This window comes from Dysosmobacter acutus, assembly GCF_018919205.1.
In the GTDB taxonomy this organism is placed as follows: Bacteria; Bacillota; Clostridia; order Oscillospirales; family Oscillospiraceae; genus Oscillibacter; species Oscillibacter acutus.
This window is the reverse complement of the sequence record NZ_JAHLQN010000001.1, coordinates 1448482-1472640: the sequence shown is the minus strand read 5'-3', so window position 1 is coordinate 1472640 and position 24159 is coordinate 1448482. Positions and strand designations below refer to the sequence as shown.

The window sequence follows — 24159 nt, the reverse complement described above, 5'->3', positions numbered from 1 at the left end:
CAAAGGCCGGTTCTGCGACATAAAACTTGAATGTTAATATGCGTTGCTTGTAGCAATGGGCAGTTTCCCATACAATAGTGTCAATGACTGAAAGAAAGGAGGTCATCCCCGATGTTAAACGAAAACATTAAAGCAATTAGGAAATCAAAAGGGCTTTCGCAAGAAGAGCTTGCTATCAAGCTGAATGTTGTACGACAAACAATCTCAAAATGGGAGCAAGGATTGTCAGTTCCTGATTCTGATATACTGCTCTCCATATCGGAAGTGCTTGAAACACCAGTAAACACTTTGCTTGGAGAAACTGTTGTTGAGTCGAAAGTTGATGATCTAAAAGCGATTTCCGAAAAACTGGAGGTTATAAACTTGCAGCTTGCACAAAGGAAAACCGCGAGAAGGAATATGCTTCATTGGCTGTTCATCTCAGTGAGTGTGGTAATGGTAACAATTTTTGCTGTCTTAATAGTATTAAATAGTCCTTACTTAGGTTGGGATTATAGTGAACCTGAAACTACTGTTTTCGGAGCAGCTTTTCACGCATTTGAATGGCTGTTTGTCAGGTTAGCGCCGATTATCCTTATTGGGGCAATCGTTGGATTTTCCTTGACACGGAAGAAAGTATAAAACTGCCCTGCCTTTTGGGGTACAGTTCAAACCTCAAAATCTGCGATTTGTCGGGCTGATTGAACTGCGCCTTATTGGTATAATGCGTCTTTGCAAACATTTCCATTTATTGGGGAGGCCGCGAAGATGGGCAGTGGTGGGCAAGGCCTGGCGCAAACTCCTTTGGAGACCCTGTTGGGGGCGTCACGATTTCGCCTGTTCTCACTCAACGCAAAAGAAGGACTATCGGCGGCAAGCTGATAGTCCTTCTTTCGTTATCCCGTTTCTTATTTGATGACAGCCCATCAGGGCTGTATCCTTGACTTCTAAAAATCGACTGCACTGAAAGTTATAGAGCGGTGATTTTTCGCCCTATTTTCCCATCCCAGCCACGCTGAACATCGGAGAACCCAAAGGCCGCTCCTGGCGCCTATTGAAACGCGCTGAGCGCGCCGCAGGTGATGGCGGTGACAATCGCTCCGGCGATGAGCACGCCAAGGAAGATGGCCGGCAGAGATGAACGGAGCCGGATTCCCAGCACTCCGGCCACCAGCGCCCCGGTCCAGGCCCCTGTGCCCGGCAGTGGAATGGCCACCAGGATGCACAGTCCAATCACCCGGTATTTACGCACCATCCGCCCCTTGATGTGGGCCTTGCGCTCCAGCCACCCGATCTTCGGCCCCCAGTACCTGCCTGAGCGCAGCCAGTCAAACACCCGCCGCACCAGCAAGATGATGAAGGGCACCGGCAGCATATTGCCGATCACCGCCGCCCAAAAGGCCTCTCCCGCGCCCAGTCCGCAGGCAATTCCATAGGGGATGCCGCCCCGCAGCTCGATCACAGGGACAAGGGAGATGAACGCGGTGGAGAGCAGCTTTCCAAGATGGGTTCCCAAAAACTCCGTCACGACGCCCTCCTCCCCGCCTTACGCTCCAGAAAGAGGAACAGTTTTCTGCCCAACACGCCCAGAACGGTCCCCAGGATCAGCCCCGCTATCACATCGGTGGGGTAATGGACATAGAGGTACAGCCGGGAGAAGGCAATCAGCACCGACAGCACCGCCGCCGGAATCCACAGCCTCTCCCCGCTGGCATACAGCGCCGCCGTGGAGGCAAAGGAAGCCGCCGTATGGCCGGAGGGAAAGGACCAGTCCGTGGGACGGCCCACAATCAGCTCCACAACCGGGTTTGCGTCAAAGGGCCTGACCCGGGCCACCAGGGGCTTGAGCATCAGATTACAGCACACCACGTCCAGCACCAGGGCGCAGGCAAGACACATGCCGGTGCGGCGATACCTGGGAATGCAGAGGAGGACAAGGGTCAGAAGAATCCAGATTATCCCGGAGTCTCCCAGGGCCGTGACGACTGGCATCACCGCGTCCAAAAAGCCGCAGCGGGCGGTCTGAATCCAGTCCAATATGGAAAGTTCAATGGCAGTCATGTACATGATCCCAACTCTCAGGCGATTTGCGTCCGCTCACAGCGGAAGCCGGGGGGCGCCGCGCGGCCGTTTTGATGCAAGCAGTCATCAGAATTGTGTGCCGCAGGCATATATCAGCTGTCCCGATACGCAGGGTCCGCATCAAATTCCGGCCCAATGGCAGCGGTCGGACAGCACAGCCGCTCTGCGGGTATTATACCCCGGCCCCCTCTGAAATACAATGAACATTCCATAAACTTTGCCAGTTGGCGTCGAAAAGCGGCCGGGTTTCCCCGGCCGCTCTCTCACGCTTTATTGCAGTAGGCCTCGATGGCCTGGCTCATCCGCCGGGCCGTGCCCGGTCCAAAGCGGTCTATGTTTTCCTGAAACCGTCTGTCCTCCGCATACATCCGCCCCAGGTCCGAAAGAATCTCCGGCGTGCACTCGTAGTAGTTTTCGCTGATGAACCGCCTCCACTGCTCCACCAGTTCCCGTCCCTCACGGGACTCCGGTTCCCTCAGGGCGGCAAAGCGGGCAAACAGCTCCTCCATCCGGCGCTGGAGCCCCTGCTCCTGAACATGGGTGCGTCGTTTTTCTTCACTCTGGGCATAGGCCTCCGTCTGGCCCCAGCGTTCTTTTGCCTCGGCGGCGTAACGCTCTTTTTCCGCCTGATAAGCGCTGTCATCAAAGGCGCTCAAATTCATGGTATCCTCTCCTTTCAAATTCCGCTCCAGCAGGGCGATCAGCCCCATCAGCCGCTCACACTTGAGTGTGAGAAGCCGGCGCTGCCGCTCCATGGCCCGGGCGCGGTCGTAAGCCGGTGTATCCAGCATGCGCCGGATCTCCTCCAGCGAAAAATCCAGCTCCCGGTAAAATAAAATCTCCCGCAGGCGAAGGAGGCTGGACTCGTCGTAGCAGCGGTAGCCGGACGCTCCGGTGTCCGCCGGTTTCAGCAGTCCGATCTGGTCATAATAGCGCAGCGTGCGTACGCTCACGCCGCACCGCTCCGCGGCCTGTCCGATGGAATAGCGCATCTTTCCTCACCTCATACTCAGCTTACGCCCTGACGCGGCGTCAGAGTCAAGTCTTTTTTTCAGTGTACCACTTTTTTGTTCCCGCGTGAAGAAACAGTGCACAAACGGCTCCCGACGTGGTAAAATAGCCGGGAACGGCTGTTTTATTTGATTTCATCAAGATGCTGCAGCCGCACCGCGCGTCTATCCATCACAGCCGGAAATGACCATTTTTTCATCGCGCGGCAACTTGTCCGCGCCTGTAGAGAGGAGGCTCTTTTATGAGCGGCACCATGCTGCTGCGCTGCCGCAGAGAGGAACGCGGCGTCACCATACTGCGGCTTCTCTCCTCCGCCTCCTCGGTGGTGCTGCCGGAGGAGCTCTGGGGCCTGCCGGTGACGTCCATTGCAGGACACGCCTTTGCCCCCGGCTGCGATACGGGGGATGGCGAGCTGGTGGTATTCGGCCCCCCGGCAGAGACGGACAACCGGCGCATCATTAGCGTCACGCTGCCCCGGAGCGTCCGCTCCGTGGGGGACTACGCCTTTTATAACTGCACCGCCCTCCGCTCCCTCACCCTCTCCGGGAACACGGAGCGCTGGGGAGGATGCGCCCTGATGAACTGCACGGAGCTGCGCTCCCTCCACATCCATCTATACGGGGAGTCCTCCTCCGCCATGGCCTATTTTGCCGACGAACTGCCCTGGGAGCTGGATATGACCCTCTCCTACCCCGACGGCCAGACGGCCCGGCTGATCTTTCCTGGCTACCGGGAGTCCTATGAGGAGAACTCCCCGGCCCATCACTTCGACTACTTCATCCACGGAGCCGGCTACCCCTACCACCACTGCTTCGAGGACAAGCACTTCTCCTTCTTCCGCTTTGACAGCCTCTGGCAGCCCTTTCTCCAGATGGATCACGAGCCGGACTGCGCGCTGCGGCTGGCCTGCTGCCGGCTGCGCCACCCAAAGGAGCTGTCGGAGGAGGCGGGAGCGGAGTACCTGCGCTATCTCCGCGCCCACAGCGGCGAGGCCATACGGTGGCTCATCGATCAGCGGGACACGGACGGCCTCTGCTGGGCGCTGCCGCTGCTCCAGCCGGACCGGGACGCCCTCTTGTCAGCCTCCGCCCTGGCCCGAAAAAGAGGCGCCACAGAAGCCCTTGCCCTGCTGCTTGAAGAGCATCACCGCCGCTTCAACGCGGGCAGCGAGGCCACATTCGATCTGTAGGAAAGGAGGGACCCGCTTGGAAAAGGACCTGACGGCGATCGGCCGGGAAATTCTGGAGACCGCCCGCAACGAGCTCTATGTCAACCTGCCCTATCTGGACGCGGCCCTCTGCTCCCTGGCCTTTACGCCCGGGAACGAAACCCAGTTCGTCGCCACCGATGGGCAGAAGCTGGTCTACAGCGGCGCCTATCTCAGCGACCGCTTCCTCCGGTCCCGGACGCTGGTCAACCGGACGTACCTCCATGTCATCCTGCACTGCATGCTCCGCCACCCCTGGCGCCGTGAGGGCAGGGACAGCGCTCTCTGGGACTTAAGCTGCGACATCGCGGTGGAGAGCATCCTTGACTCGCTGGACTATCCCTGCCTGGGCGCTTCCGGCTCCCTCCCCCTGCGCCAAAGCCTCTACGGCCAGCTGCGCCGCGAGATGGCGGTCCTCACCGCGGAGGGAATCTACCGCTCCCTCTCCCGGCGGACGCTCAGCGAGTACGACCAGAGCCGCCTGGCCCGGGAATTTTTCGCCGATGACCATTCCCTCTGGGATCCGCCCCGGGAGGACAGCCAAAAGCAGCGCCAGCGCTGGGAGGACATCTCCCAGCGGACCCAGACCGGGCTGGAGACCGTGCTGGCCGGGACGGCTCAGGGCGGCGAAGCCGTCTACGAGCAGGTGAAGGTGGCCAACCGGGAGAGCCCGGACTACCGTTCCTTCCTCCGCCGCTTTGCCGCTGTGCGGGAGATCGCCGCCGTGGACGGCGACGCCTTTGAGTACGGGTTTTACAGCTATGGCCTACGCCTGTACGGCAACATGCCCCTGATTGAGCCCCCGGAGACTCGGGAGGACAGGCGTATCGAGGACTTCGTCATCGCCATCGACACGTCCATGTCCACCTCCGGCGGCCTGGTCCGCCAATTTCTCTCCACCACCTACTCCATACTGAAGAGCACGGAGACCTTCACCCGGAAGATGAACCTGCGGATTTTGCAGTGCGACGACCAGCTCCGCTCCGACCGAACACTCCACACCCTGGAGGAACTGAGGGAGTATATGGAGGACTTTGAACTGGCGGGCGGCAGCGCCACGGATTTCCGCCCCGTCTTCGCCCATGTGGCCAGCCTCCAGGAGCAGGGGGTCCTGCGCCGCCTGCGGGGCCTTTTGTATTTTACCGACGGCATGGGCATCTATCCCAAAAAGCGGCCCCCCTACGACACGGCCTTCATTTTGATGGAGGAGTCGGCCATCGACGTGCCGGTTCCCCCCTGGGCCATCCGCATGGTGCTGACCGCTCCGGACCTGGAGCGCGCCGCCCGGGAGGAGGGCGTCTGGGAGGAGGACAGTCTCCCTTTGGACGACCTTCCCATCCTGTAACCGAAACGGAGGACAATATGAATATCAAAGAGGCAAAACAGGAAATCTCCAACACGCTGCGGGCCTATCTCACCCGGGACGAGTTGGGCGGCTATCTCATCCCCGCCATCCGCCAGCGGCCCATTTTGCTGATGGGCCCCCCGGGGATCGGAAAAACCCAGATCATGGAGCAGATCGCCGCCGAGACCGATGTGGGGCTGGTGTCCTACACCATCACCCACCACACCCGCCAAAGCGCCATGGGCCTGCCCTTCATCCGTCAGCGCACCTACGGCGGCCAAGAGCGCTCGGTCACCGAGTACACCATGAGCGAAATCCTGGCCTCGGTCCACGAGCTGATGGAGCGGACCGGCATCCGGGAGGGCATTCTCTTTTTGGATGAGATCAACTGCGTCTCCGAAACCCTGGCCCCCATGATGCTCCAGTTCCTCCAGTGCAAGACCTTCGGCAACCAGCCTCTGCCGGAGGGCTGGATGATCGTGGCGGCGGGCAACCCGCCGGAGTACAACAAGTCCGTCCGGGACTTTGACGTGGTGACGCTGGACCGGGTCAAGCGGATCGACGTCACCGAGGACTTCGGCGTGTGGAAGGAGTACGCCCACCGCCGCGGCCTCCACGGGGCCGTCATCTCCTACCTGGACATCAAAAAGGAAAACTTCTACCAGGTGGAAACCTCGGTGGACGGCCTTCAGTTTGCCACCGCAAGAGGCTGGGAGGACCTGAGCGAGCTGATGCAGGTCTATGAGCGCCTTGGAATCCCCGTCACCCGGGAGGTCATCGGCCAGTATATCCAGCTGCCCCGGATCGCAAAGGATTTCGCCGGCTATCTGGCCCTTTACTACAAGTACCAGCGCACCTATCACGTGGAGGAGATTCTCCGGGGCACGTATCCGGCCTCCACAGCCTCCGAGCTGCGCTCCGCGCCCTTTGACGAGCGCCTCTCTGTCATGGGGCTGATGATGTCCCGTTTGTCGGAGGCCGCCCGCAAGGTGCGGATGCAGGATCAGCTTACCCAATCGCTCCACGGTGACCTGCTGCAATTCCGGGAGCGGATCGGCGCCGAGGCGCCTGACGCGGTCCTCCGGGATTTGACCCATCGGCTCCAGGCGGAGGGCAAACGCAGGAGGGAGGCCGGGCAGGAGAACAGAGAGCTCCGCGCGCTGACGGCACGCCGGATTCAGGCCCTGGACTCCTGCCGCCAGGCGCTGGCCGGAGAGAACAGCAGTCCCATGGACGCGGTCCGCCCCCTCCTTCAAACGGAGGTGGACGAGCGGAAGGCTCTGGCGGAGGAGGCCTCCGGATTCTTTGACCACGCCTTCTCCTTCCTGGAGGATGCCTTTGGCCCCAGCCAGGAGCTGGTGATCTTTGTGACGGAGATCACCGCCGGCTACGATACCTCCTGGTTCGTGGAGACCTTTGGCTGCGACGCCTATTTCCGCCACAACAAGGAGCTGATGTTCGACTCCACCCGCCGCCGCATCCACTTGGAGATCGAGGCCGCCCGCTCCGCGGAGCAGGCGCCGTAAGCAGCGCGGCGCTCCTATAAACGTCATACTGCCCATTAACGCCATACTGCCATTTTTGTCGGGAAGAGACGCCGTGTTCGGTGTCTCTTCCCCTTTTTCAGGCCCTGTGGTTTTCGCACGCGGCGCGTCTCATTCGGACATTGGCCCCCCGGTGTCTGATTCACGGACACCAAAGGCCGTTTGTCGGTTGTTTTTCACTCCGCCCGCCGCTAAAATCAACAGCGTTGATAGAACTTCTATGGAAGGAGCATGTCCGATGAATACACAATACAAGCCCAGCCGGATACTGGCGGCAGCCACCGCCGCCGCCCTGGCCCTTTCCGTCGTACCCGCGGCCGCGGCGGAGCCCATCGGCGACGGCGTCGCCCCCACCTATGATGAGGCCTACTACGCCACGGTGGACTACTACGGGAATCTCACCAAGGGCAGCATGGTGAAAAGCTATATCACAAACGGCGTGTCCACTCTGACGGACTACGGTCAGTATGACGAGATCAAAAACCTGACCAACGATGTGGAGGCGGTGAGCCGGGACGGCAAGACCACCTTCGACTTTGGCTCCAGCGTCCCCAGCCACTTCTACTTTGAGGGCAAAACCACAGCGCCCTTCAATCAGCTCCCCTGGACGCTTACCATCAGCTACCGGCTCAACGGCGTCCCCACCCGGGCCGAGGAGCTCTGCGGCAGGACCGGCGAGGTGGAGATCAATGTGGACGCCATCCCCAACGGTTCCGCCAGCGAGTACGCCCGCAACAACTACACCCTGGAGGCCATGGCCCTTTTCAATCAGGACGACATTCTCTCCCTTGAGGCGCCCGGGGCCCAGGTACAGCTGATCGGCAATCTGCGGGCGGTGCTGTTTCTGGCCCTGCCCGGCGAGGAGCAGCACTTCACCATCCGGGTGGGCGCGGAGGACTTTTCCTTTGACGGCATGACCTTTTTGATGGTGCCCGCCACCCTTTCCCAGCTCTCTCAGATTGCGGACTTAAGCGGCAAGGCCGACGACCTGGAGGACTCCTACAACAAGCTCAACGCGGGCCTGGACACCCTGTTAGGCGCGCTGGATGGCATGAGCGGCAGCCTCTATGCCACGGCCGAGGGCCTGGATGAGCTCAATTCCGCAAGGGATGTTATCTCCTCCGGCAAGGGCCAGGTCTACGACGATTTAGACGGCGTGATCGCAAGCCTGGGAGATCTGGAAACCTCCCTCACGCCGGCCTCCGGCCACATCACCTATGCCAGGGACACGCTGAGCAAGGCAAAGGGCAGCCTTTCTGATCTGGACAAGACCATGTTGGAGGTTCAGGGGGATCTGAAGGATATCAAATCCCTGCTCAGCGACCTGAAAGGCGACTTCAGCGACGCTCAGAATCTGGCCGATGACCTAAAGACCGACCTGAACCGGCTGGACCGCAGCATCTCCAAACTGAAGACCTCCCTCAACAGCGTGGGCTCCATGGCCGATACCGCCATCGGCCAGCAGGTGGTGGAGCTACCCACCGCCGGCGGCACCGTGAAGGTGACGGTGGCGGAGCTTCAGGAGACGCTGGGCAGCGCCGCCCAGCTCTATCAGGCCTATCTCCAGGCCCAGGCCAATCCGGACGTCCCGTTCACAGGGGAATTCAGCGAATTCATCACCTACTACCTGGCCCAGAAGGCCATGGCGGAAGCCGCCGCGGCCGGTCAGGAGATCACCCTGGAGCAGGCCGTAGCCGCCGTCTCCGGCCAAAGCGCGCAGCTCTATCAGCTCTGGACCATGCGGGATGAGTTTGAGCAGGAGATGGCCTCCGCCGGAACGCTGAAGTCAGGCCTGTCCCAGATCGCCTCCGATACATCCGATCTTCTGGATAAGCTTCAGGGCTTTCGCTCCTCCTATGCCGACGACCTGCTGGAGGCTGTCTTGAAGCACGGAGAGAACGCCGCCAACCTGGGCACAACGCTGGCCGACCGGGCCGGAGCGCTCATCACCGAGGCGGATGAACTCTACAGGGTTCTGGACGAAGCCGAGCCCAGGGCCCAGGAGGCCCTCGGCGACGCCGCCGCTCTGTTGGACGCCATGACAAACAGCCTCAGCGCCATGAAGACCTTTGCCGAAGACGCCCAGGCCCTTTTGAAGCAGAGCGGCTCGTTGCTGGACGAAGGCACCCGGAAGACCCTTGAGGGACTGGCGGCCACGCTGCGAAAAGCCGCGGGCAGCGTCTCCTCCACCCGGGACATCCGCTCCGCCAAGGACAGCATCAGCGACATCATCAAGGACACCTGGAACGAATACCGGGGCGAGACCAGCAACCTCCTTCTGATGGACGCCGACGCGGAGGCAGTCTCCATGACCTCGGAGCAAAACCCAGCCCCTTCCAGCATCCAGGTGCTGATCCGCTCTCAGGAGATCAAGGAGGCGGAGCAGGAGGAGACCGAGCAGGAGGAAAAAGCCGCGAACAAGGGCACCTTCTGGAGCCGTCTGGGCCGGATGTTCAGCGACCTCTGGGTGGGCCTGACCCGGATTTTCCGCTGAACAGTGAAAGGTGAGGTGCATTCCCTTGATTGAAAAGATCGCCCATACCCTGACCCGCAAGCCCAAATTGGTGGCGCTGATCGCGGTGGCGCTGCTGGTCCCCTCCGTCCTTGGCGCCGTGGCCACCCGCATCAACTACGACATTTTGACCTACCTGCCGGAGGATCTGGAATCCACCCAGGGCGAGGCTCTGCTGGAGGACCCCTTTCACGACGCGGCCATCAGCATGCTGATCGTGGAGGATATGCCCTCCGGCTACACCGACCGCCTGATCCAGGACATCCAGAGGGTTCCCGGCGTCAGCAACGCCATATGGGTATCCAACCTGGTGGGCATTCAGATTCCCATCGACATGATCCCCGCCGATATCCGGAACATGTTCTACTCCGGGGACTCCACCATGATGATCATCCAGTATGAAAAGCCCGGCGCCTCCAAGGAGACCATGGCCGCCATCGACCAGGTCCGGTCCGTGTGCAACGAGCACTGCTTTCTGGCCGGGTTCTCCGTGGTCATCAAGGACACCAAGGACCTGGTGGACGAGGAGCTGCCCCTCTATGTGCTGTTGGCGGTGGTGCTGGCCTTTGCGGCCATGTCGCTGACCATGGATTCCTGGATTCTGCCGCTGGTGTTTCTTTCTGACATCGGCATCGCCATTCTTTACAATTTTGGCACCAACATCTTCCTGGGGGAAATCTCCTACATCACCAAGGCCATTGCCGCCGTACTCCAGCTGGGCGTAACCATGGACTATTCCATCTTCCTCTACCGCCGCTACGAGGAGGAGCGCAGCAGCTATGAGGACAACCGGGACGCCATGGCCCAGGCCATCGAGGCGGCCTTCACCTCCCTCTCCGGCAGCAGCCTCACCACGATCGCCGGCTTTCTGGCCCTGTGCTTCATGCAGCTGACGTTAGGCCGCGACATCGGCATCGTCATGGCAAAGGGCGTGGTACTGGGCGTGGCCTCCGTGATTTTGGTGCTGCCCGCTCTGCTGCTGATCTTTGACGGACCCATCAACCGCTTTCGCCACAGGGCCTTTCTCCCCCGCTTTGAAAAGGTCAACAGCCACATTGTCCGCCGCAGCAAGCGGTATGTGGCGCTGTTCCTGCTGCTGTTTATCCCCTTTGTCTACGCCCAGAACCACGCCGGCGTCTACTACAAGTTAGATGAGGCCCTGCCTCAGGACATGGCCTCCATCGTGGCTAACAACAAGCTGAAAAGCGACTACAATATGGCCTCCACCCATTTTGTGGTGCTGCGCAGCGACCTCTCCGCCACGGAGATGAACGCCCTTGAATCCCAGGTCAAGGACCTTGCCGGCATCGACGCGGTGGTCTCCTGCTCCAGTTTGCTTGGCACCGGCATCCCCGATTTTTTCATTCCCGAGGCGGTGACCGGCATGCTCAAGCAGGACGGCTATCAGCTGATGATGATCAACTCCCGCTATGCAACCGCGTCCAATCAGGTTTCCGAGCAGCTCCGGCAGTTAGGGGAGGTGGTCAAGCGCTACGACCCGGAGGCCAAAATCACCGGCGAGGCGGCCCTGACCGCCGACCTGATCTCCACCTCCAGCGTGGACTTCAAAGTCACCAGCTACATCTCCATCGCCGCCATCTTTCTCATCATCGCCGTGCTGTTCGGCTCTCTGTCCGTACCGCTTGTGCTGGTGTCCACCATTGAGCTGGCCATTTTCATCAACCAGGGCATCCCCTATTTCACCGGCTCCGTCATCCCCTTTGTCTCCCCCACCATCATCGGCTGCGTGCAGTTAGGCGCCACGGTGGATTACGCCATTTTGATGACCACCCGGTTCCGGGAGGAGCTGAACCGGGGACTGGACCGCAAGGCGGCCATCGCGGTGGCCGCCACCGCTTCCGATTCCTCCATCATCACCAGCTCCCTGGTCCTGTTCTGCGCCACCCTTGGCGTGGGGATGATCTCCAGGATCGAGATCATCAGCTCCATCTGCATCATGCTGGCCCGGGGCGCGCTGATCTCCGCCGTGGTCAGCATCTTCATCCTTCCCTCCGTGCTGTGCGTCTGTGAGCCTCTGATCGCCAAAACCAGCCTCAAATGGAGGCCCCGGTCCAAATCGGAAAAATCGGAGCTCTCCTCCGTCAGATAGCATCTGCCGCCATGTGCCCCGTCTGCTTTTTTAGGCAGACGGGGTTTTTTATGGTCCAAACGGCCTTACCGCTTACGGCATTTTCTTTGTTCTGCCTGAATTTCCACTTGACAAATAAAAATATCATGCTATTATACTTTTAAAAATTTAGTTAAATATTTTTAGCTAATATTTTTGAATACAAAGTGAAGGAGTATCTCATATGTCTTTTGAAGAAGTCCGCGGGGTAATCGTCGACACGCTGGCCTGCGACGCGGAGCAGGTGACCCTTGACGCCACGCTGATGGAGGACCTGTCGGCCGACTCGCTGTCCATTGTGGAGCTGACCATGGCGCTGGAGGAAAAGAGCGGCATCACCATCGACGACGAAGCCACGGCCAAGCTGAAAACCGTAGGCGACATTGTCCAGTACCTCAATGCCCATCAGTCCTGATGCAAAGCGGCGGCCGCTTCCGGGCGCCGCCTTCCTCACGGGAAAGGAAATCACATGACCAACCAAGAACTCTCTGAGCTGATTGCTCTTTTTGACCGCAGCACCGCATTGACCATGAAACTCTCCGAAGAGGGGTTTTCCCTGGAACTGGACCGCAGGGGAAGCGGAGAGGCGCCTGTCTCTTCTGTTCCGCAGCCCGCAGCGGCGGAGGATTCCGGGTGCGGCGGCAAGTGGGTCAGGGCGCCGCTGGTGGGCACCTTTTACGCCGCTCCCGGCCCTGACCAGCCGCCCTTTGTCCAGCCCGGCAGCCACGTCGCAAAGGGACAGACGCTCTGCCTCATTGAGGCCATGAAGATGATGAGCGAGGTCTGCGCGCCCTGCGACTTAATCGTTGAGGAGGCGGCGGCGCAAAACGGCCAGCTGCTCTCCTATGATGCGCCCATCTTCCGGTATCGGGAGGAATGAGTATGTTCAAGCGCGTTTTGATTGCCAACCGGGGTGAAATTGCCCTTCGAATCCTGCGCGCCTGCCGGGAGATGGACATTGAGACGGTTGCGGCGTACTCCCAGGCGGACGCTGAATCCCTTCCCGTCCAGCTTGCCACCGAGGCCGTGTGCATCGGCCCGGCCCGGGCATCGGAGAGCTATCTCAACCAGGACGCCCTGCTGACGGCGGCGATTGGCACCGGCTGTGATGCCATCCATCCCGGCTACGGCTTTCTCTCCGAAAGCGCCGGGTTCGCCGACCGCTGCAAGGAGGCGGGACTTGTCTTCATCGGTCCCTCCGGCGACTGCATCCGCAGAGCCGGCAGCAAGGCCTCCGCCTGCGCCCTGATGCGCCAGGCCGGCGTGCCCACGGTGCCCGGCTCCGACGGAGCGGTGGCCGATGCCGAATCGGCCCTTGCCGTGGCGGAGCAGGTGGGGTATCCGGTGCTGGTGAAAGCCTCTGCCGGAGGAGGCGGACGGGGAATCCGCCGCTGCGACAGTCCGGAGCAGCTGATCTCCGCCTTTGATGAGGCCCGGGCGGAGGCTCTTTCCTGCTTTGGCGACGGGGAGATGTACCTTGAAAAGTGCATTGTAAACCCCCGCCACATCGAAGTGCAGATCCTGGCCGACCGGGAGGGCCGTATCATCCACCTCTACGACCGGGACTGCTCCGTTCAGCGGCGAAACCAAAAGCTGATCGAAGAGGCCCCCGCCCGGTGCCTGACGGCGGAGCTGCGCCGGGAGATGGGCGCGGCGGCGGTGCGGGCGGCCAAAGCCGTGGGCTACGAGAACGCCGGAACGGTGGAATTTCTCCTGGATGAGAGCAGCCGCTTCTACTTCATGGAGATCAACACCAGAATTCAGGTGGAGCACGGCGTCACTGAGCTGATCACCGGGATCGACCTGGTGCGCCAGCAGCTGCGCATTGCCGCGGGCCTCCCCCTGCCCTGCACCCAAGAGGAGGTTCCCCTGCGGGGCCACGCCATCGAATGCCGCGTCAATGCCGAGGACCCCGGCGCGGGCTTTCGCCCCTGCCCCGGCAGGGCCGGGTTCGTCCACTTCCCCGGCGGCTGCGGCGTCCGGGTGGACTCCTGTCTGTACACCGGCTGGGTTCTGCCTCCCTACTACGATTCGCTGGCGGCAAAGCTTCTTGTCCACGCCCCCACCCGGCTGGAGGCCATCCGGCGGATGCGCCGCTGTCTGGAGGAGCTGACCATCGAAGGTTTTCCCACCAACGCGGAGCTGTCCCATCTGATACTGTATCACCCGGAGTTTCTCCGGGGCGCGTACACCACCTCGTTCTTAGAGGCGCAGCTTGACGCTCTGCTGTCCTGGGACCGCAGAGCCGGGGAATGGGAGGAAACCCTATGAACTCTGTCTTTACCAAGCGCCGCCAAAAGCTTCTGGCCATGAAGGCCCTGCGGGACAGCCACAGCCCCTCCTCAACGGCGGAGGAGCGGGCCTGCCGGCGCTGCGGAGGGCGCTTTTCCCTCCGCAAGCTCTCTGAGTGTCTGTATGTCTGTCCCCAGTGCGGCTACCACCACCCCATCGGCGCCTACTACCGGCTCAGCTTTTTGCTGGACGGCGGTTCGTTCCATGAGCTGAACGGGAAACTCACCTCCTCCGACCCCCTTGATTTTCCGGGCTATCGGGAAAAGTTGGAGGACGCCCGGCGGCGGACCGGGCTCACCGAGGCGGTTGTCACCGCCGTGGGCAGCATTGACGGACAGCGGGCGGTGTTTGCCGTGTTGGACAGCCGCTTTCTCATGGGCAGCATGAGCGCCGCCGTGGGGGAAAAGGTCACGCTGGCCATTGAATACGCGGTCAAACAGAAGCTGCCGCTCATCATATTCTCCGCCAGCGGCGGAGCCAGGATGCAGGAGGGAATTTTCTCTTTGATGCAGATGGCAAAAACCAGCGCCGCCTTGGCCCGGCTGGACGAAAAGGGCGGGCTCTTTCTCTCCGTCCTCACCGACCCCACCACCGGCGGCGTTACCGCCAGCTTTGCCTCCTTAGGAGACATCATTCTTGCGGAGCCGGGCGCTTTGATCGGCTTTGCCGGCCCCCGAGTTATTGAGCAGACCATCGGCCAGTCCCTGCCGGAGGGATTTCAGCGCTCGGAGTTCCTGGTCGAGCACGGCTTTGTGGACGCCATTGTGGAGCGGAGCGAACTGCGCCGGACGCTGAGCCGTCTCCTGTCGCTCCACGGGAGAGGAGGCCGTCCATGACCTCTTCCCTGACTCCTTCCCAGCGGCTGAGCCTGGCCCGCGCCCCGGACCGCCCCGGCACAGCGGACTACATTGGGGCCCTGTTCACCGACTTCTTCCCACAGCGGGGCGACCGGCTGTGCGGTGAGGACCCCGGCATCTTAGGCGGCATCGCCCGCTTCCACGGCCGCAGCATCACGCTCATCGGCACCCGCAAGGGCAAGACTTTGGAGGAAAATCTCAAATACAATTTCGGAATGCCCGGCCCGGAGGGCTATCGCAAGGCGCTGCGGCTCATGCGCCAGGCTGAAAAGTTCGGCCGGCCGGTCCTCACCTTCATCGATACGCCGGGAGCCTATCCCGGAGTGGAGGCGGAGTCCCGGGGCCAAGGTGAGGCCATCGCCCGGTGCCTTTTTGAGATGAGCCGCCTGCGCGTCCCGGTGATCGCCGTGGTCATCGGCGAGGGAAACAGCGGCGGGGCTTTGGCCCTGGCCGTGGCAAACCGGGTGCTGATGCTGGAAAACGCGGTTTACTCCATCCTCTCACCGGAGGGATTCGCCTCCATTTTGTGGAAGGACGCCGCACGGTCCGGCGAGGCCTGCAAGCTGATGAAGCTCACCGCCGCCGATCTGAAGGCCGCCGGCGTCGTCGACGGCGTGATCCGGGAACCGGAGGGCGGCGCCCAGGCGGACCCACGGCGCATGATGGAGCGGCTGGACCGCTGCCTTCAGGAGCATCTGGAAGCCCTTTCAAAGGAGAGCGGCGGCGCGCTGGCCGAATCGCGCCGCCAAAAGTTCAGACGGATGGGCTCCGTCCGAAAGGAGACGCCATGAATGGAATCAAAATCCGGGGCACAGGCCGCTGTGTCCCCGCCCGCATCGTCACCAACCATGACATGACCGCCATAGTGGACACGAACGAGGAGTGGATTGCCAGCCGCACCGGCATCCAGCGCCGCCGCCACCTGACCACGGAGACCCACAGGGACCTCTGCGTGGGAGCGGCCCGCCAGGCCATCGAAAACGCCGGAATCTCTCCGGAGGAGATCGGCGGGTGCATTGTAGCCACGCTGACCGCGGACACCCTGGTGCCCTCCGCCGCCTGCGCGCTTCAGCGGGACCTGGGCCTACCCCACGAGAGCGTCTGCTTTGATCTGAACGCCGCCTGCACCGGCTTTCTCTTCGCCCTGCACACCATGGAGTGCCTTCTGCGCGCCTCGTCCAGAAAATACGGTCTGGTCCTTGGAGCGGAGTGCCTGAGCAGGATCACCAACTGGGCCGACCGCTCCACCTGCATTCTTTTCGGCGACGGCGCCGGGGCGGCGGTGGTGGAATTCGACCCCGCCTATCAGTCCATCCATGCCTGTCTGGGCTGTCATGGCAACGAAGAGCTGCTCCATGTGGGCGGCGTGGGGCCGGGCAGGGAGCAGCTGATCTCCATGGAGGGGCAGAGCGTGTTCAAATTTGCCGTGGAGGCGGTGCCCTTCTGTATGGACGCGGTGCTTTCCAAGACCGGCAGGAACGTGGAGGATGTGGACTTTTTTGTGTTCCACCAGGCCAACGCCCGCATCATCGATCTGGTGGTGCGCAGGTACCGCATCCCTCCGGAAAAGTACTACAAAAACATCAGCGAATACGGCAACACCTCCGCGGCCAGCATCCCCCTTGTCATCAGCGAGCTGTGGGACCTGGGCAAGGTCCGCTCCGGAAGCCGGGTGCTGGTAGTGGGCTTTGGCGGCGGTCTCACCTGGGGCGGCGCGATGGTGGAGTTTGCCTGAACAAAGAATGGAGGAATGCCTTCCCTTCAAGGGAAGCGTTTGAACGATATGTTGCTGAATGAACTGCTGGGGACGGAGTTCCCCTTTATCCAGGGCGGCATGGCCAACATCGCCACCGGCGAGTTTGCCGCCGCCGTGTCCAACGCCGGGGCATTGGGCATGATCGCCACCGGCGGCTGGGACGGCGAACGGGTCCGCCGGGAAATCCGCCGAGCCAGGGACCTGACCGACAAGCCCTTTGGCGTCAATTTGATGCTGATGAGCCCCCATGTGGAGGAAATCGCCCGCATCCTCATCAAGGAGCGGGTACAGGTGGTCACCACCGGCGCCGGCAATCCGGGAAAGTACATCCCCGCCTGGAAAGAGGCGGGCATTAAGGTGCTGCCGGTGGTGGCCGCGGCAGTGCTGGCCAAACGGCTGGAGCGCTATGGCGTGGACGCCTTCATCGCCGAGGGGTGTGAGTCCGGCGGCCACATCGGTGAAATGAACACCATGGCCCTGGTTCCCCAGGTGGTGGACGCGGTGGGCGTGCCGGTGGTGGCGGCCGGCGGCATCGCCGACGGCCGACAGCTCACCGCCGCCTTTGCCCTTGGCGCCTGCGGCGTTCAGATGGGCACCTGCCTGTTGGTCAGCAGGGAATGCCCCATCCACCAGAATTATAAGCAGGCGCTGATAGAGGCCAAGGACAGCGACACCATGGTCACCGGCCGCTCCGGCGGCGCGCCCGTGCGGGTGCTGAAGAACAAAATGGCCAGGGCCTATCTCAGGATGGAGCGGGAAAATCTGCCCCTTGAGGAGCTGGAAAAGCTGACCCTTGGCTCTTTGCGCCGGGCCGTACTGGAGGGCGACGTGGAGGGCGGCAGCCTGATGGCCGGCCAGGTGGCAGGCATGCTTCACGAGATCCGCCCCCTGCGCCGGATCTTTGAGGAGCTGTACAGCGGCTATCAGGCCCGTCTGGATGAGCTGGTGGCGCGGCGATGAAGCTTGGATTTTTATACGCCGGCCAGGGCGTCCAGCACGTCGGCATGGGAGCGGACCTCTATGCGCTCTATCCGGAGTTCCGGACCGTGATCGATGCCTCCCGCCCGGGCTTTGACCTCAGGGCCGTCTCCTTTGATGGCCCTGAGGAGCTGCTGAACCAGACCCGGTACACCCAGCCCTGTATGGTGGCCTTTGCCGCCGGGCTCACCGCCGTGCTGCGCCGGCTGGGCATAGCGCCCTCCGTCACCGCCGGACTCTCCCTTGGAGAATACTCCGCGCTCCACGCGGCCGGAGTTCTGGACGCACAGGCCGCCGTCTCCACCGCCGCCTTCCGGGGCGCTGCCATGGCCGATGCCGCCCGGGGAGTTGAATGCGCCATGGTGGCGGTGCTGGGGCTGGACCGCTCCGGCGTGGCGGAGGCCTGCGCCCAAGCAAGCCGGCTTGGTGTGGCGGAGGCCTGCAACTTCAACTGTCCCGGTCAGGTCGTCATCAGCGGCGAGGCGGCCGCCGTGGTCCGGGCGGCGAAACTGTGCAAAGAAAAGGGCGCCAGGCGCTGCCTGCCCCTGAAGGTCAGCGGTCCCTTCCACACCTCGCTGCTGCGCGGCGCGGGGGACGCCCTGCGCTCCTATTTTGAGACCGTCCCATTCGCGCCGCCCGCCATCCCCGTGCTCTTCAACTGCCTGGGCCGGGAGATGGGGCCCGGGGACTCCATCCCCGCTCTTCTGGAGCGTCAGGTGCAAAGCCCGGTCTACCTGGAGGAATGCATCCGCCGCATGGCCCAGCTGGAGGTGGACGCCGTGGTGGAGATCGGTCCCGGTAAAACACTGGCCGGGTTTGTCCGCAAAACCGTGCCCGGCCTCCCCTGTTTCAGCGTGGAGACCGCGGAGGATGTGCCGAACCTGCCGGAACAGCTGAAAGGAGTGAGCCGATGAGCTTTGCCAATCAAACCGCCGTCGTCACCGGCGGAAGCCGGGGCATCGGCCGGGCGGTCTGCTTAACGCTGGCCCGGGGCGGCGCCAATATCGTTTTTTGCTATGCCGGGAACACGGCCGCCGCGGAGGAAACCGTTTCCGCCGTCCGCGGCCTGGGCGCTGCCTGCGCCGCCGTCCGGGGAGACGTGTCCCAAAGCATTTGCGTCAAGGAGCTGGTGGACGCCGCCATGGATTTCTTTGGACGCGTTGACATTCTGGTCAATAACGCCGGAATCACCCGGGACGGATTGCTGATGACCATGAAGGAGCCGGACTTTGACGCGGTGGTGGACACCAATCTCCGGGGGGCATTTCTCACCATGAAAGCCGTCTCCCGCATCATGCTGCGCCAGCGCTCCGGCCGCATTGTCAACGTGAGCTCCGTGGTGGGCCTCCACGGCAACGCGGGCCAGGTCAACTACGCCGCCAGCAAGGCCGGCATCATCGGCATGACCAAATCCGCCGCCAGGGAGCTTGCTTCCCGGGGGATCACCGTCAACGCGGTGGCGCCGGGTTTCATCGAAACGGACATGACCGCCTCATTGCCGGAGGATGCGAAATCCGCCCTGGCGCGCTCCATTCCCATGGGGCGCTTAGGCAGGGCGGAGGATGTGGCCGCCGCTGTGGCCTTTCTTTCCGGCAGCGAGGCCGGATACATCACTGGACAGGTGTTGGGCATCGACGGCGGCATGGGTATGTAAAGGAGGCAGCAATGGAGAAACGACGAGTTGTCATCACCGGGATCGGCGCCATCACCCCCATCGGCCACAGCGCGCCAGAGAGCTGGGACGCCGTCCGCCGGGGAGTCTGCGGAATAGGGCCGATCACAGCCTACGATCCCTCCGGCCAGAAGGTCAATCTGGCGGCGGAGGTGAAGAACTACCGGTCCGAGGACTTTTTGGACAAGAAGGAAGCAAAGCACATGGAGCGCTTTACCCAGTTTGCGCTGATCGCCGCCCGGGAAGCCCTCTCTGACAGCGCTCTGGCCAGTGAGCGGGAAGACGCGGAGCGCTGCGGAGTCATCCTCTCCAGCGGCATCGGCTCCCTCTCCAACATAGAGCGGGAGCACGACCGGGGCGTGGAGCGGGGCTTTGACAAGGTCTCCCCTTTCTACATCCCCTCCACCATCTGCAACATGGCCGCCGGACAGGTGGCCATTGACGCCGGCTTCCGCGGCATGTGCTCATGTCCGGTCACAGCCTGCGCCGGCGGCACCTATGCCGTGGGCGACGCCTTCCGCTACATTCGGGACGGCTATGCGGAGGTCATGCTCTGCGGCGGCACGGAGGCCTCCATCACGCCGTTGGCGGTGGGCGGTTTCACCTCCATGAAGGCTCTTTGCACCGGTGAAGACGTCGCCCGGGCCTCCATCCCCTTTGACGCCCAGCGCAGCGGCTTTGTGTTGGGCGAGGGCGCGGGCGTGCTGGTGCTGGAGGAGCTGAATCACGCCCTGGCGCGCAACGCCAAACCCTATGCGGAGGTGGTGGGCTACGGGGCCACCTGCGACGCCTATCACATCACGGCGCCCCGTCCCGACGGCAGCGGCGGCGCAAAAGCCATGGCAATGGCCCTTGCGGACGCCGGCGCCGCGCTGGAGGAGGTGGACTACATCAACGCCCACGGCACCTCCACGCCCTTAAACGACGCCTGTGAGACCGCGGCCATCCACTCGGTTTTCGGCAGCTGGGCCCGGCGCCTTGCCGTCAGCTCCACCAAATCCATGACAGGGCACATGTTGGGAGCGGCCGGAGCCGTGGAGGCCATTTTCTCCGCCCTTGCGCTGCGGGACGGCTTTTTGCCCGCCACCATTCACTACGCCGTACCCGATCCGCAGTGCGATCTGGACGTGGTGCCCAACAAGGGCAGGCGGGCCGCGCTGCGCTGCGCCCTGTCCAATTCCCTTGGGTTCGGCGGCCACAACGGCAGCATTTTGCTGCGGAACTGGGAGGGTTGACATGCAGCTCAATTCCAATGAAATCGCAGAGATTCTGCCCCACCGCTACCCCTTTGCCCTGGTGGACCGCATCACCGGCGGCGAGCCCGGCCGGTGGGCAAAGGGCATCAAATGCGTCAGCGCGGGAGAGGCGGTATTCTGCGGTCACTTTCCTCAAGAGCACGTGATGCCCGGCGTGCTGATCGTGGAGGCCATGGCCCAGGTGGGTGCGGTGGCCATTTTGTCAGCGCCGGAAAACAGGGGTAAAACCGCCTATTTCGGCGGCATTAAAAATGCCCGGTTCAAGGCCAGGGTCACGCCCGGGGACGTGCTGGAGCTGGAGTGCGTTCTCACGGCCCGGCGCGGCCCGGTGGGTATCGGCTCAGCCAAGGCCAGCGTAAACGGAACCCTGGTGGCCACGGCGGAGATGAGCTTTGCCATAGGAGCGAATGGGCTTGCCGTTTCCCCCGAGACTTGATATACTAAAATATATCATTCACAAAAGGGGTCGGTCTCTTTGCTCAAACAATCGTTTTTTGAAGTGTTCACCAAATTCAAGCTGCATTTTTATCAGGAGATTTTTCAGCGCTTTCAGAACCGGGAGGCCAGCCTCACCACGGTGGAGACCTTCTGCATGGAGACCATCCAGGCCTTGGGCGCGCCCACTGTCAACGAGTTCGCCGCCTTTATGCGCATCTCCTCCCCCAACGCGGCCTACAAGGTGAACAGCCTGATCCGCAAGGGCTATCTCCGAAAGCGCCAGTCCCCGGAGGACCGCCGGGAGTATCATCTTGAGGTCACCCAGAAATATACGGACTACTACAACATCAGCACCTCCTATTTGGTGGAGGTCATGGACCGCATCGCCATGCGCTTTTCCCCGGAGGAGTGTGCGCAGTTGGACGGGATCCTTCAAATCATCAGCCGCGAACTGATGCCGGAGGTGGAGCTTCCCCAAAAGGGCGGTTGATTGATGGCGCGCAAAGTGTCGAATTCTCTCCCGGAGCGATTGTCCGGGAGAGAATTTTTTGCCTTCGCCGGCCAGGGTTCCCCCTTCCGATTCATAATTGAGGCATGACAGGCATACTTCTCCTACGAGGAGGGATCTCACTTGAAAATATTTGTTGTCAAACACAAAAACGTCACCTTGCTGGCCGGATTTCTGGCTGTCTGCGCGATCTTCTATTCCGTCTCCTATCCGTCGGCCGTTGGCGCCTACGCCACCGACCGCCAGCTGCCCATCTACTGTGTGGATAAGGACCAGAAAGTCTGCTCCATCAGCTTCGACGCCGCCTGGGGCAACGAGGACACCCAGATGCTCATCGACATCCTCGAACAGTACAAGGTAAAGGCCACCTTTTTCGTGGTGGGCCAGTGGGTGGATAAGTACCCCGAGTCTGTGAAGGCCCTGTCCGATGCCGGCCACGAGGTGATGAATCACTCTGCAACCCACGCCCACTACAACCAGCTCTCCGCCGATGAGATCACGGCCGACGTCAACACCTGCAACGACAAAGTGGAGGCCGTCACCGGCGTGCGCCCCACCCTGATCCGCTGTCCCTATGGGGAATACGACGACCACGTGGTCTCCGCCATCCGCTCCATCGGCATGGAACCCATCCAGTGGGACGTGGATGTATGCGCAACAGCTGCAACTCCTGTCCGCTCAGTCCTTTCCCAACAAGAAGGAGGGGAGGTACCAAATGGTACCTCCCCTCCTTCAGCCATTGTTCCGGACAGCCTCCACAAGCACCCTGATCTTCCGGAACGCCCACTTTCCCTGCGCCCTCAGCGGTCCATTTGACGCTCCTCCGGTCGCCCGACTCTCCGCAGGCTCGTAATCGCCGTTTTCTCCGCTTCAACGGTTTTCTGATTGAATTTTCTAAAGTGCGGCGCAACCCTTTTCCCTGTCAAGCATTTTTCAGTCCAGGCTTTCTCCGCCTTTGGTCAGGTTTCCCGCGGGTCAAACCTTCCAGAGGATTTCCGCCCGGTCGCCGGAGAGGAGGATGCGGTCGATCAGCTCGGACGCCACCATTTTTTTTTCCGCCATGCTCAAACTTGAAAACTCAATGCGGGCCAAGGCTTCCCGGCCTGAGCGCCGCCTGATCTGAGCGAGTGCCCGCCGCTCCTCACCCAGCCGTGATATCTCCTCGTTGAGGTAGGCCGCCGTGATCTCCGTGCTCCCTGCATAAGCGGCCACCAGCCGTTCGATCTGCCCGTCTATCCTGCGAAGCTTCTCCGCCTCCGTGCTGTCAGAGTCTTCCTCCTCATCCGGGCACCGGGAAAGCATGGATTGAATGGACGAGCCCACCGCATCCTCCAGCTCCCTGAGATCTGCCTCTATCTTTTCTTCGCAGATTCCCAGGTTTGTATGGCCGCTGCAGTGGAGGTAATATGTATCGCCGCACCGGCTGATCTTCACCGCGTAGCCGCAGCCGCCGCACTTCAAAAGCCCGGACAGCCAGCTGTGCCTGCCCACGCCGGAGCGGTCGATCTGCCGGTTGGCGGACAGCTTTTCCTGGCACCCCAGCCAAACCTCCGGAGGGATCACGCCGGCGTGGTTTGCAAGGGACAGTCTGGCCTCCCCCTTCTCTCCAGCCGGCCGGTTCCGCTTGCCCACCAGGTGGCAGGCCATTTTCCCTGTGAAAGCCTCCGCTGGCTGTTCAATAAGGATGCCCTGGGCGGCAAAGTGGAGATAAACCTGCCGGTCCGCCATGACGTAGACCGGATTTTTCAGAATCCGGGAAATGGCCACGCTGTCCCACCCTCTGCGGCGGATGCCGCAAATCCCCTCCCGTGTCAGCTTTCTGGCCACGCCGGCAAGGGAGGCGCCCGGCTTTAGATACTCCAAGAAAATCCGCCGCACTATCTCCATGTCGGCGTTGGCTGTCAGCGTGGGCGCACTGCGTCCAGCATCATCCCGCGTCTTTGCGATGGAAAAGCCAAGAGGCGCCGGCCCCCCTGGCCAGCTGCCCAATGCAACGCGGTGGTAATAGTTGTCCTGCACCCGCTGGGCGATGGTTTCCCGCTCCAGCTGGGCAAAGGTCATGATGATATTGAGCATGGCCCGTCCGCTTGGTGTGGAGGTGTCGAACTTCTCCGTGATGCTCTCAAACTCCACGTGGTGCTGCTCAAGGAGCGCCCAGAGCTGCCCAAAATCCAGAATGGATCGGCTGAACCGATCCAGCCGGTACACCCACACCTTTGAGACCTTTCCCTGCCGGATGTCCTCCAGCATGCGCATGAACTCCGGACGGTTGGTGTTTTTGCCGGAAAATCCCCGGTCCTTGTAAACCGTATAGCCGCCGTCTATGGCCCGGGCGCAGTATTCGATCTGGGTTTCAATGGAGACGCTGTCCCGTTTATCCACCGACTGTCTGGCGTACACCGCGTCCATCAGCGGCCGCCGATCTCCCGGGCCTGCGGGGCGTCCTCACTCTTGCGCATTCGGCGCAGCTTCCTCAGGCACAGCGCGTTCTTTTGCAGGATCAGGTCCTTTGCGGGGCTGCGGCTGTTGACATACAGATGCACAATTGTCATAGCGTTCTCTCCTCCCTGCGGGATATTCGGATGGTCCACTAT

General features: G+C 61.7%; 24 protein-coding genes. 19 read left to right on the top strand and 5 right to left on the bottom strand.

The window, feature by feature from the left end; genetic code table 11:
- Window positions 1-111 precede the first annotated feature (111 nt).
- On the top strand, window positions 112-621 hold the full coding sequence (locus KQI82_RS07085; RefSeq protein WP_216632149.1) for a helix-turn-helix domain-containing protein: 510 nt from the start codon (window positions 112-114) through the stop codon (window positions 619-621).
- A 409-nt stretch (window positions 622-1030) separates the two neighbouring features.
- Here KQI82_RS07085 and KQI82_RS07080 read toward each other — a convergent pair whose 3' ends face one another.
- The 3 genes from KQI82_RS07080 to KQI82_RS07070 all read right to left on the bottom strand — a co-directional run bounded on the left by KQI82_RS07080 (window position 1031) and on the right by KQI82_RS07070 (window position 3053).
- On the bottom strand, window positions 1031-1507 hold the full coding sequence (locus KQI82_RS07080) for a COG2426 family protein (protein WP_338148958.1): 477 nt from the start codon (window positions 1505-1507) through the stop codon (window positions 1031-1033).
- Window positions 1504-2040: a phosphatase PAP2 family protein gene (locus KQI82_RS07075; RefSeq protein ID WP_216632148.1), complete on the bottom strand. Its 537-nt coding sequence runs from the start codon at window positions 2038-2040 to the stop codon at window positions 1504-1506. Before KQI82_RS07075 ends, KQI82_RS07080 begins: the two co-directional genes overlap by 4 nt.
- A gap of 284 nt (window positions 2041-2324) precedes the next feature.
- The gene (locus KQI82_RS07070; protein WP_216632147.1) at window positions 2325-3053 is read right to left on the bottom strand and encodes a MerR family transcriptional regulator; all 729 of its coding nucleotides are present in this window, start codon (window positions 3051-3053) and stop codon (window positions 2325-2327) included.
- Between the two features lie 260 nt (window positions 3054-3313).
- On the opposite strand from KQI82_RS07070, the gene KQI82_RS15640 reads away from it, so the two are divergent.
- The 18 genes from KQI82_RS15640 (at window position 3314) to KQI82_RS06985 (ending at window position 22381) form a co-directional block, all read left to right on the top strand.
- Window positions 3314-4261 carry a leucine-rich repeat protein gene (locus KQI82_RS15640; protein WP_241426643.1) on the top strand — a complete coding sequence of 316 codons (948 nt, stop codon included), beginning with the start codon at window positions 3314-3316 and terminating at the stop codon, window positions 4259-4261.
- Between the two features lie 16 nt (window positions 4262-4277).
- Window positions 4278-5624 (top strand): vWA domain-containing protein, encoded by a 1347-nt coding sequence (locus tag KQI82_RS07065; protein ID WP_241426642.1) that lies wholly within the window; start codon window positions 4278-4280, stop codon window positions 5622-5624.
- A gap of 17 nt (window positions 5625-5641) precedes the next feature.
- Window positions 5642-7150: an ATP-binding protein gene (locus KQI82_RS07060; protein ID WP_216632145.1), complete on the top strand. Its 1509-nt coding sequence runs from the start codon at window positions 5642-5644 to the stop codon at window positions 7148-7150.
- A gap of 256 nt (window positions 7151-7406) precedes the next feature.
- On the top strand, window positions 7407-9662 hold the full coding sequence (locus tag KQI82_RS07055) for a coiled-coil domain-containing protein (RefSeq protein ID WP_216632144.1): 2256 nt from the start codon (window positions 7407-7409) through the stop codon (window positions 9660-9662).
- A 25-nt stretch (window positions 9663-9687) separates the two neighbouring features.
- Window positions 9688-11790, top strand: coding sequence for an efflux RND transporter permease subunit (locus tag KQI82_RS07050; protein ID WP_216632143.1), 2103 nt, complete (start codon window positions 9688-9690; stop codon window positions 11788-11790).
- A gap of 202 nt (window positions 11791-11992) precedes the next feature.
- A complete protein-coding gene (gene acpP / locus KQI82_RS07045) occupies window positions 11993-12223 on the top strand; it encodes an acyl carrier protein (RefSeq protein ID WP_216632142.1) in 231 nt (76 codons plus the stop codon).
- Window positions 12224-12277: 54 nt separating this feature from the next.
- A complete protein-coding gene (locus tag KQI82_RS07040; RefSeq protein WP_216632141.1) occupies window positions 12278-12688 on the top strand; it encodes an acetyl-CoA carboxylase biotin carboxyl carrier protein in 411 nt (136 codons plus the stop codon).
- A gap of 2 nt (window positions 12689-12690) precedes the next feature.
- Window positions 12691-14079, top strand: a complete 1389-nt coding sequence (gene accC / locus KQI82_RS07035; protein ID WP_216632140.1) for an acetyl-CoA carboxylase biotin carboxylase subunit — start codon at window positions 12691-12693, stop codon at window positions 14077-14079.
- The gene (gene accD, locus KQI82_RS07030; protein ID WP_216632139.1) at window positions 14076-14936 is read left to right on the top strand and encodes an acetyl-CoA carboxylase, carboxyltransferase subunit beta; all 861 of its coding nucleotides are present in this window, start codon (window positions 14076-14078) and stop codon (window positions 14934-14936) included. Before accC ends, accD begins: the two co-directional genes overlap by 4 nt.
- Window positions 14933-15748, top strand: a complete 816-nt coding sequence (locus tag KQI82_RS07025) for an acetyl-CoA carboxylase carboxyltransferase subunit alpha (protein ID WP_216632138.1) — start codon at window positions 14933-14935, stop codon at window positions 15746-15748. The genes accD and KQI82_RS07025 overlap by 4 nt, the downstream gene beginning before the upstream one ends.
- Window positions 15745-16692: a beta-ketoacyl-ACP synthase 3 gene (locus KQI82_RS07020; protein ID WP_216632137.1), complete on the top strand. Its 948-nt coding sequence runs from the start codon at window positions 15745-15747 to the stop codon at window positions 16690-16692. Before KQI82_RS07025 ends, KQI82_RS07020 begins: the two co-directional genes overlap by 4 nt.
- A gap of 48 nt (window positions 16693-16740) precedes the next feature.
- Complete coding sequence (locus KQI82_RS07015) at window positions 16741-17673, top strand: nitronate monooxygenase (RefSeq protein ID WP_216633651.1); 933 nt, start codon at window positions 16741-16743, stop codon at window positions 17671-17673.
- Entirely contained in the window at window positions 17670-18605 is a 936-nt protein-coding gene (locus KQI82_RS07010) for an ACP S-malonyltransferase (protein WP_216632136.1), read from the top strand. The genes KQI82_RS07015 and KQI82_RS07010 overlap by 4 nt, the downstream gene beginning before the upstream one ends.
- Window positions 18602-19345, top strand: coding sequence for a 3-oxoacyl-[acyl-carrier-protein] reductase (fabG, locus tag KQI82_RS07005; RefSeq protein WP_216632135.1), 744 nt, complete (start codon window positions 18602-18604; stop codon window positions 19343-19345). Before KQI82_RS07010 ends, fabG begins: the two co-directional genes overlap by 4 nt.
- Before the next feature lie 11 nt (window positions 19346-19356).
- Window positions 19357-20598: a beta-ketoacyl-ACP synthase II gene (fabF, locus tag KQI82_RS07000; protein ID WP_216632134.1), complete on the top strand. Its 1242-nt coding sequence runs from the start codon at window positions 19357-19359 to the stop codon at window positions 20596-20598.
- Window position 20599: 1 nt separating this feature from the next.
- Window positions 20600-21055 carry a 3-hydroxyacyl-ACP dehydratase FabZ gene (gene fabZ / locus KQI82_RS06995; RefSeq protein ID WP_216632133.1) on the top strand — a complete coding sequence of 152 codons (456 nt, stop codon included), beginning with the start codon at window positions 20600-20602 and terminating at the stop codon, window positions 21053-21055.
- A 39-nt stretch (window positions 21056-21094) separates the two neighbouring features.
- Complete coding sequence (locus KQI82_RS06990) at window positions 21095-21547, top strand: MarR family winged helix-turn-helix transcriptional regulator (RefSeq protein ID WP_216632132.1); 453 nt, start codon at window positions 21095-21097, stop codon at window positions 21545-21547.
- A 141-nt stretch (window positions 21548-21688) separates the two neighbouring features.
- Entirely contained in the window at window positions 21689-22381 is a 693-nt protein-coding gene (locus tag KQI82_RS06985; RefSeq protein ID WP_216632131.1) for a polysaccharide deacetylase family protein, read from the top strand.
- A gap of 159 nt (window positions 22382-22540) precedes the next feature.
- On the opposite strand, the gene KQI82_RS06980 is transcribed toward KQI82_RS06985, so the two are convergent.
- Entirely contained in the window at window positions 22541-23974 is a 1434-nt protein-coding gene (locus KQI82_RS06980) for a recombinase family protein (protein WP_216632130.1), read from the bottom strand.
- Window positions 23974-24117: a hypothetical protein gene (locus KQI82_RS06975; RefSeq protein WP_216632129.1), complete on the bottom strand. Its 144-nt coding sequence runs from the start codon at window positions 24115-24117 to the stop codon at window positions 23974-23976. The genes KQI82_RS06980 and KQI82_RS06975 overlap by 1 nt, the downstream gene beginning before the upstream one ends.
- Window positions 24118-24159: the final 42 nt, after the last annotated feature.

Coding starts and splice junctions, on each gene's coding strand:
- accD (WP_216632139.1), top strand. CDS start 14,076: ATGAACTCTGTCTTTACCAAGCGCCGCCAAAAGCTTCTGGCCATGAAG.
- fabG (WP_216632135.1), top strand. CDS start 18,602: ATGAGCTTTGCCAATCAAACCGCCGTCGTCACCGGCGGAAGCCGGGGC.
- KQI82_RS07025 (WP_216632138.1), top strand. CDS start 14,933: ATGACCTCTTCCCTGACTCCTTCCCAGCGGCTGAGCCTGGCCCGCGCC.
- KQI82_RS07040 (WP_216632141.1), top strand. CDS start 12,278: ATGACCAACCAAGAACTCTCTGAGCTGATTGCTCTTTTTGACCGCAGC.
- fabZ (WP_216632133.1), top strand. CDS start 20,600: ATGCAGCTCAATTCCAATGAAATCGCAGAGATTCTGCCCCACCGCTAC.
- acpP (WP_216632142.1), top strand. CDS start 11,993: ATGTCTTTTGAAGAAGTCCGCGGGGTAATCGTCGACACGCTGGCCTGC.
- KQI82_RS07060 (WP_216632145.1), top strand. CDS start 5,642: ATGAATATCAAAGAGGCAAAACAGGAAATCTCCAACACGCTGCGGGCC.
- KQI82_RS07085 (WP_216632149.1), top strand. CDS start 112: ATGTTAAACGAAAACATTAAAGCAATTAGGAAATCAAAAGGGCTTTCG.
- KQI82_RS15640 (WP_241426643.1), top strand. CDS start 3,314: ATGAGCGGCACCATGCTGCTGCGCTGCCGCAGAGAGGAACGCGGCGTC.
- KQI82_RS07020 (WP_216632137.1), top strand. CDS start 15,745: ATGAATGGAATCAAAATCCGGGGCACAGGCCGCTGTGTCCCCGCCCGC.
- accC (WP_216632140.1), top strand. CDS start 12,691: ATGTTCAAGCGCGTTTTGATTGCCAACCGGGGTGAAATTGCCCTTCGA.
- KQI82_RS06980 (WP_216632130.1), bottom strand. CDS start 23,974: ATGGACGCGGTGTACGCCAGACAGTCGGTGGATAAACGGGACAGCGTC.
- fabF (WP_216632134.1), top strand. CDS start 19,357: ATGGAGAAACGACGAGTTGTCATCACCGGGATCGGCGCCATCACCCCC.
- KQI82_RS07075 (WP_216632148.1), bottom strand. CDS start 2,040: ATGACTGCCATTGAACTTTCCATATTGGACTGGATTCAGACCGCCCGC.
- KQI82_RS07010 (WP_216632136.1), top strand. CDS start 17,670: ATGAAGCTTGGATTTTTATACGCCGGCCAGGGCGTCCAGCACGTCGGC.
- KQI82_RS06975 (WP_216632129.1), bottom strand. CDS start 24,117: ATGACAATTGTGCATCTGTATGTCAACAGCCGCAGCCCCGCAAAGGAC.
- KQI82_RS07015 (WP_216633651.1), top strand. CDS start 16,741: ATGTTGCTGAATGAACTGCTGGGGACGGAGTTCCCCTTTATCCAGGGC.
- KQI82_RS07055 (WP_216632144.1), top strand. CDS start 7,407: ATGAATACACAATACAAGCCCAGCCGGATACTGGCGGCAGCCACCGCC.
- KQI82_RS07070 (WP_216632147.1), bottom strand. CDS start 3,053: ATGCGCTATTCCATCGGACAGGCCGCGGAGCGGTGCGGCGTGAGCGTA.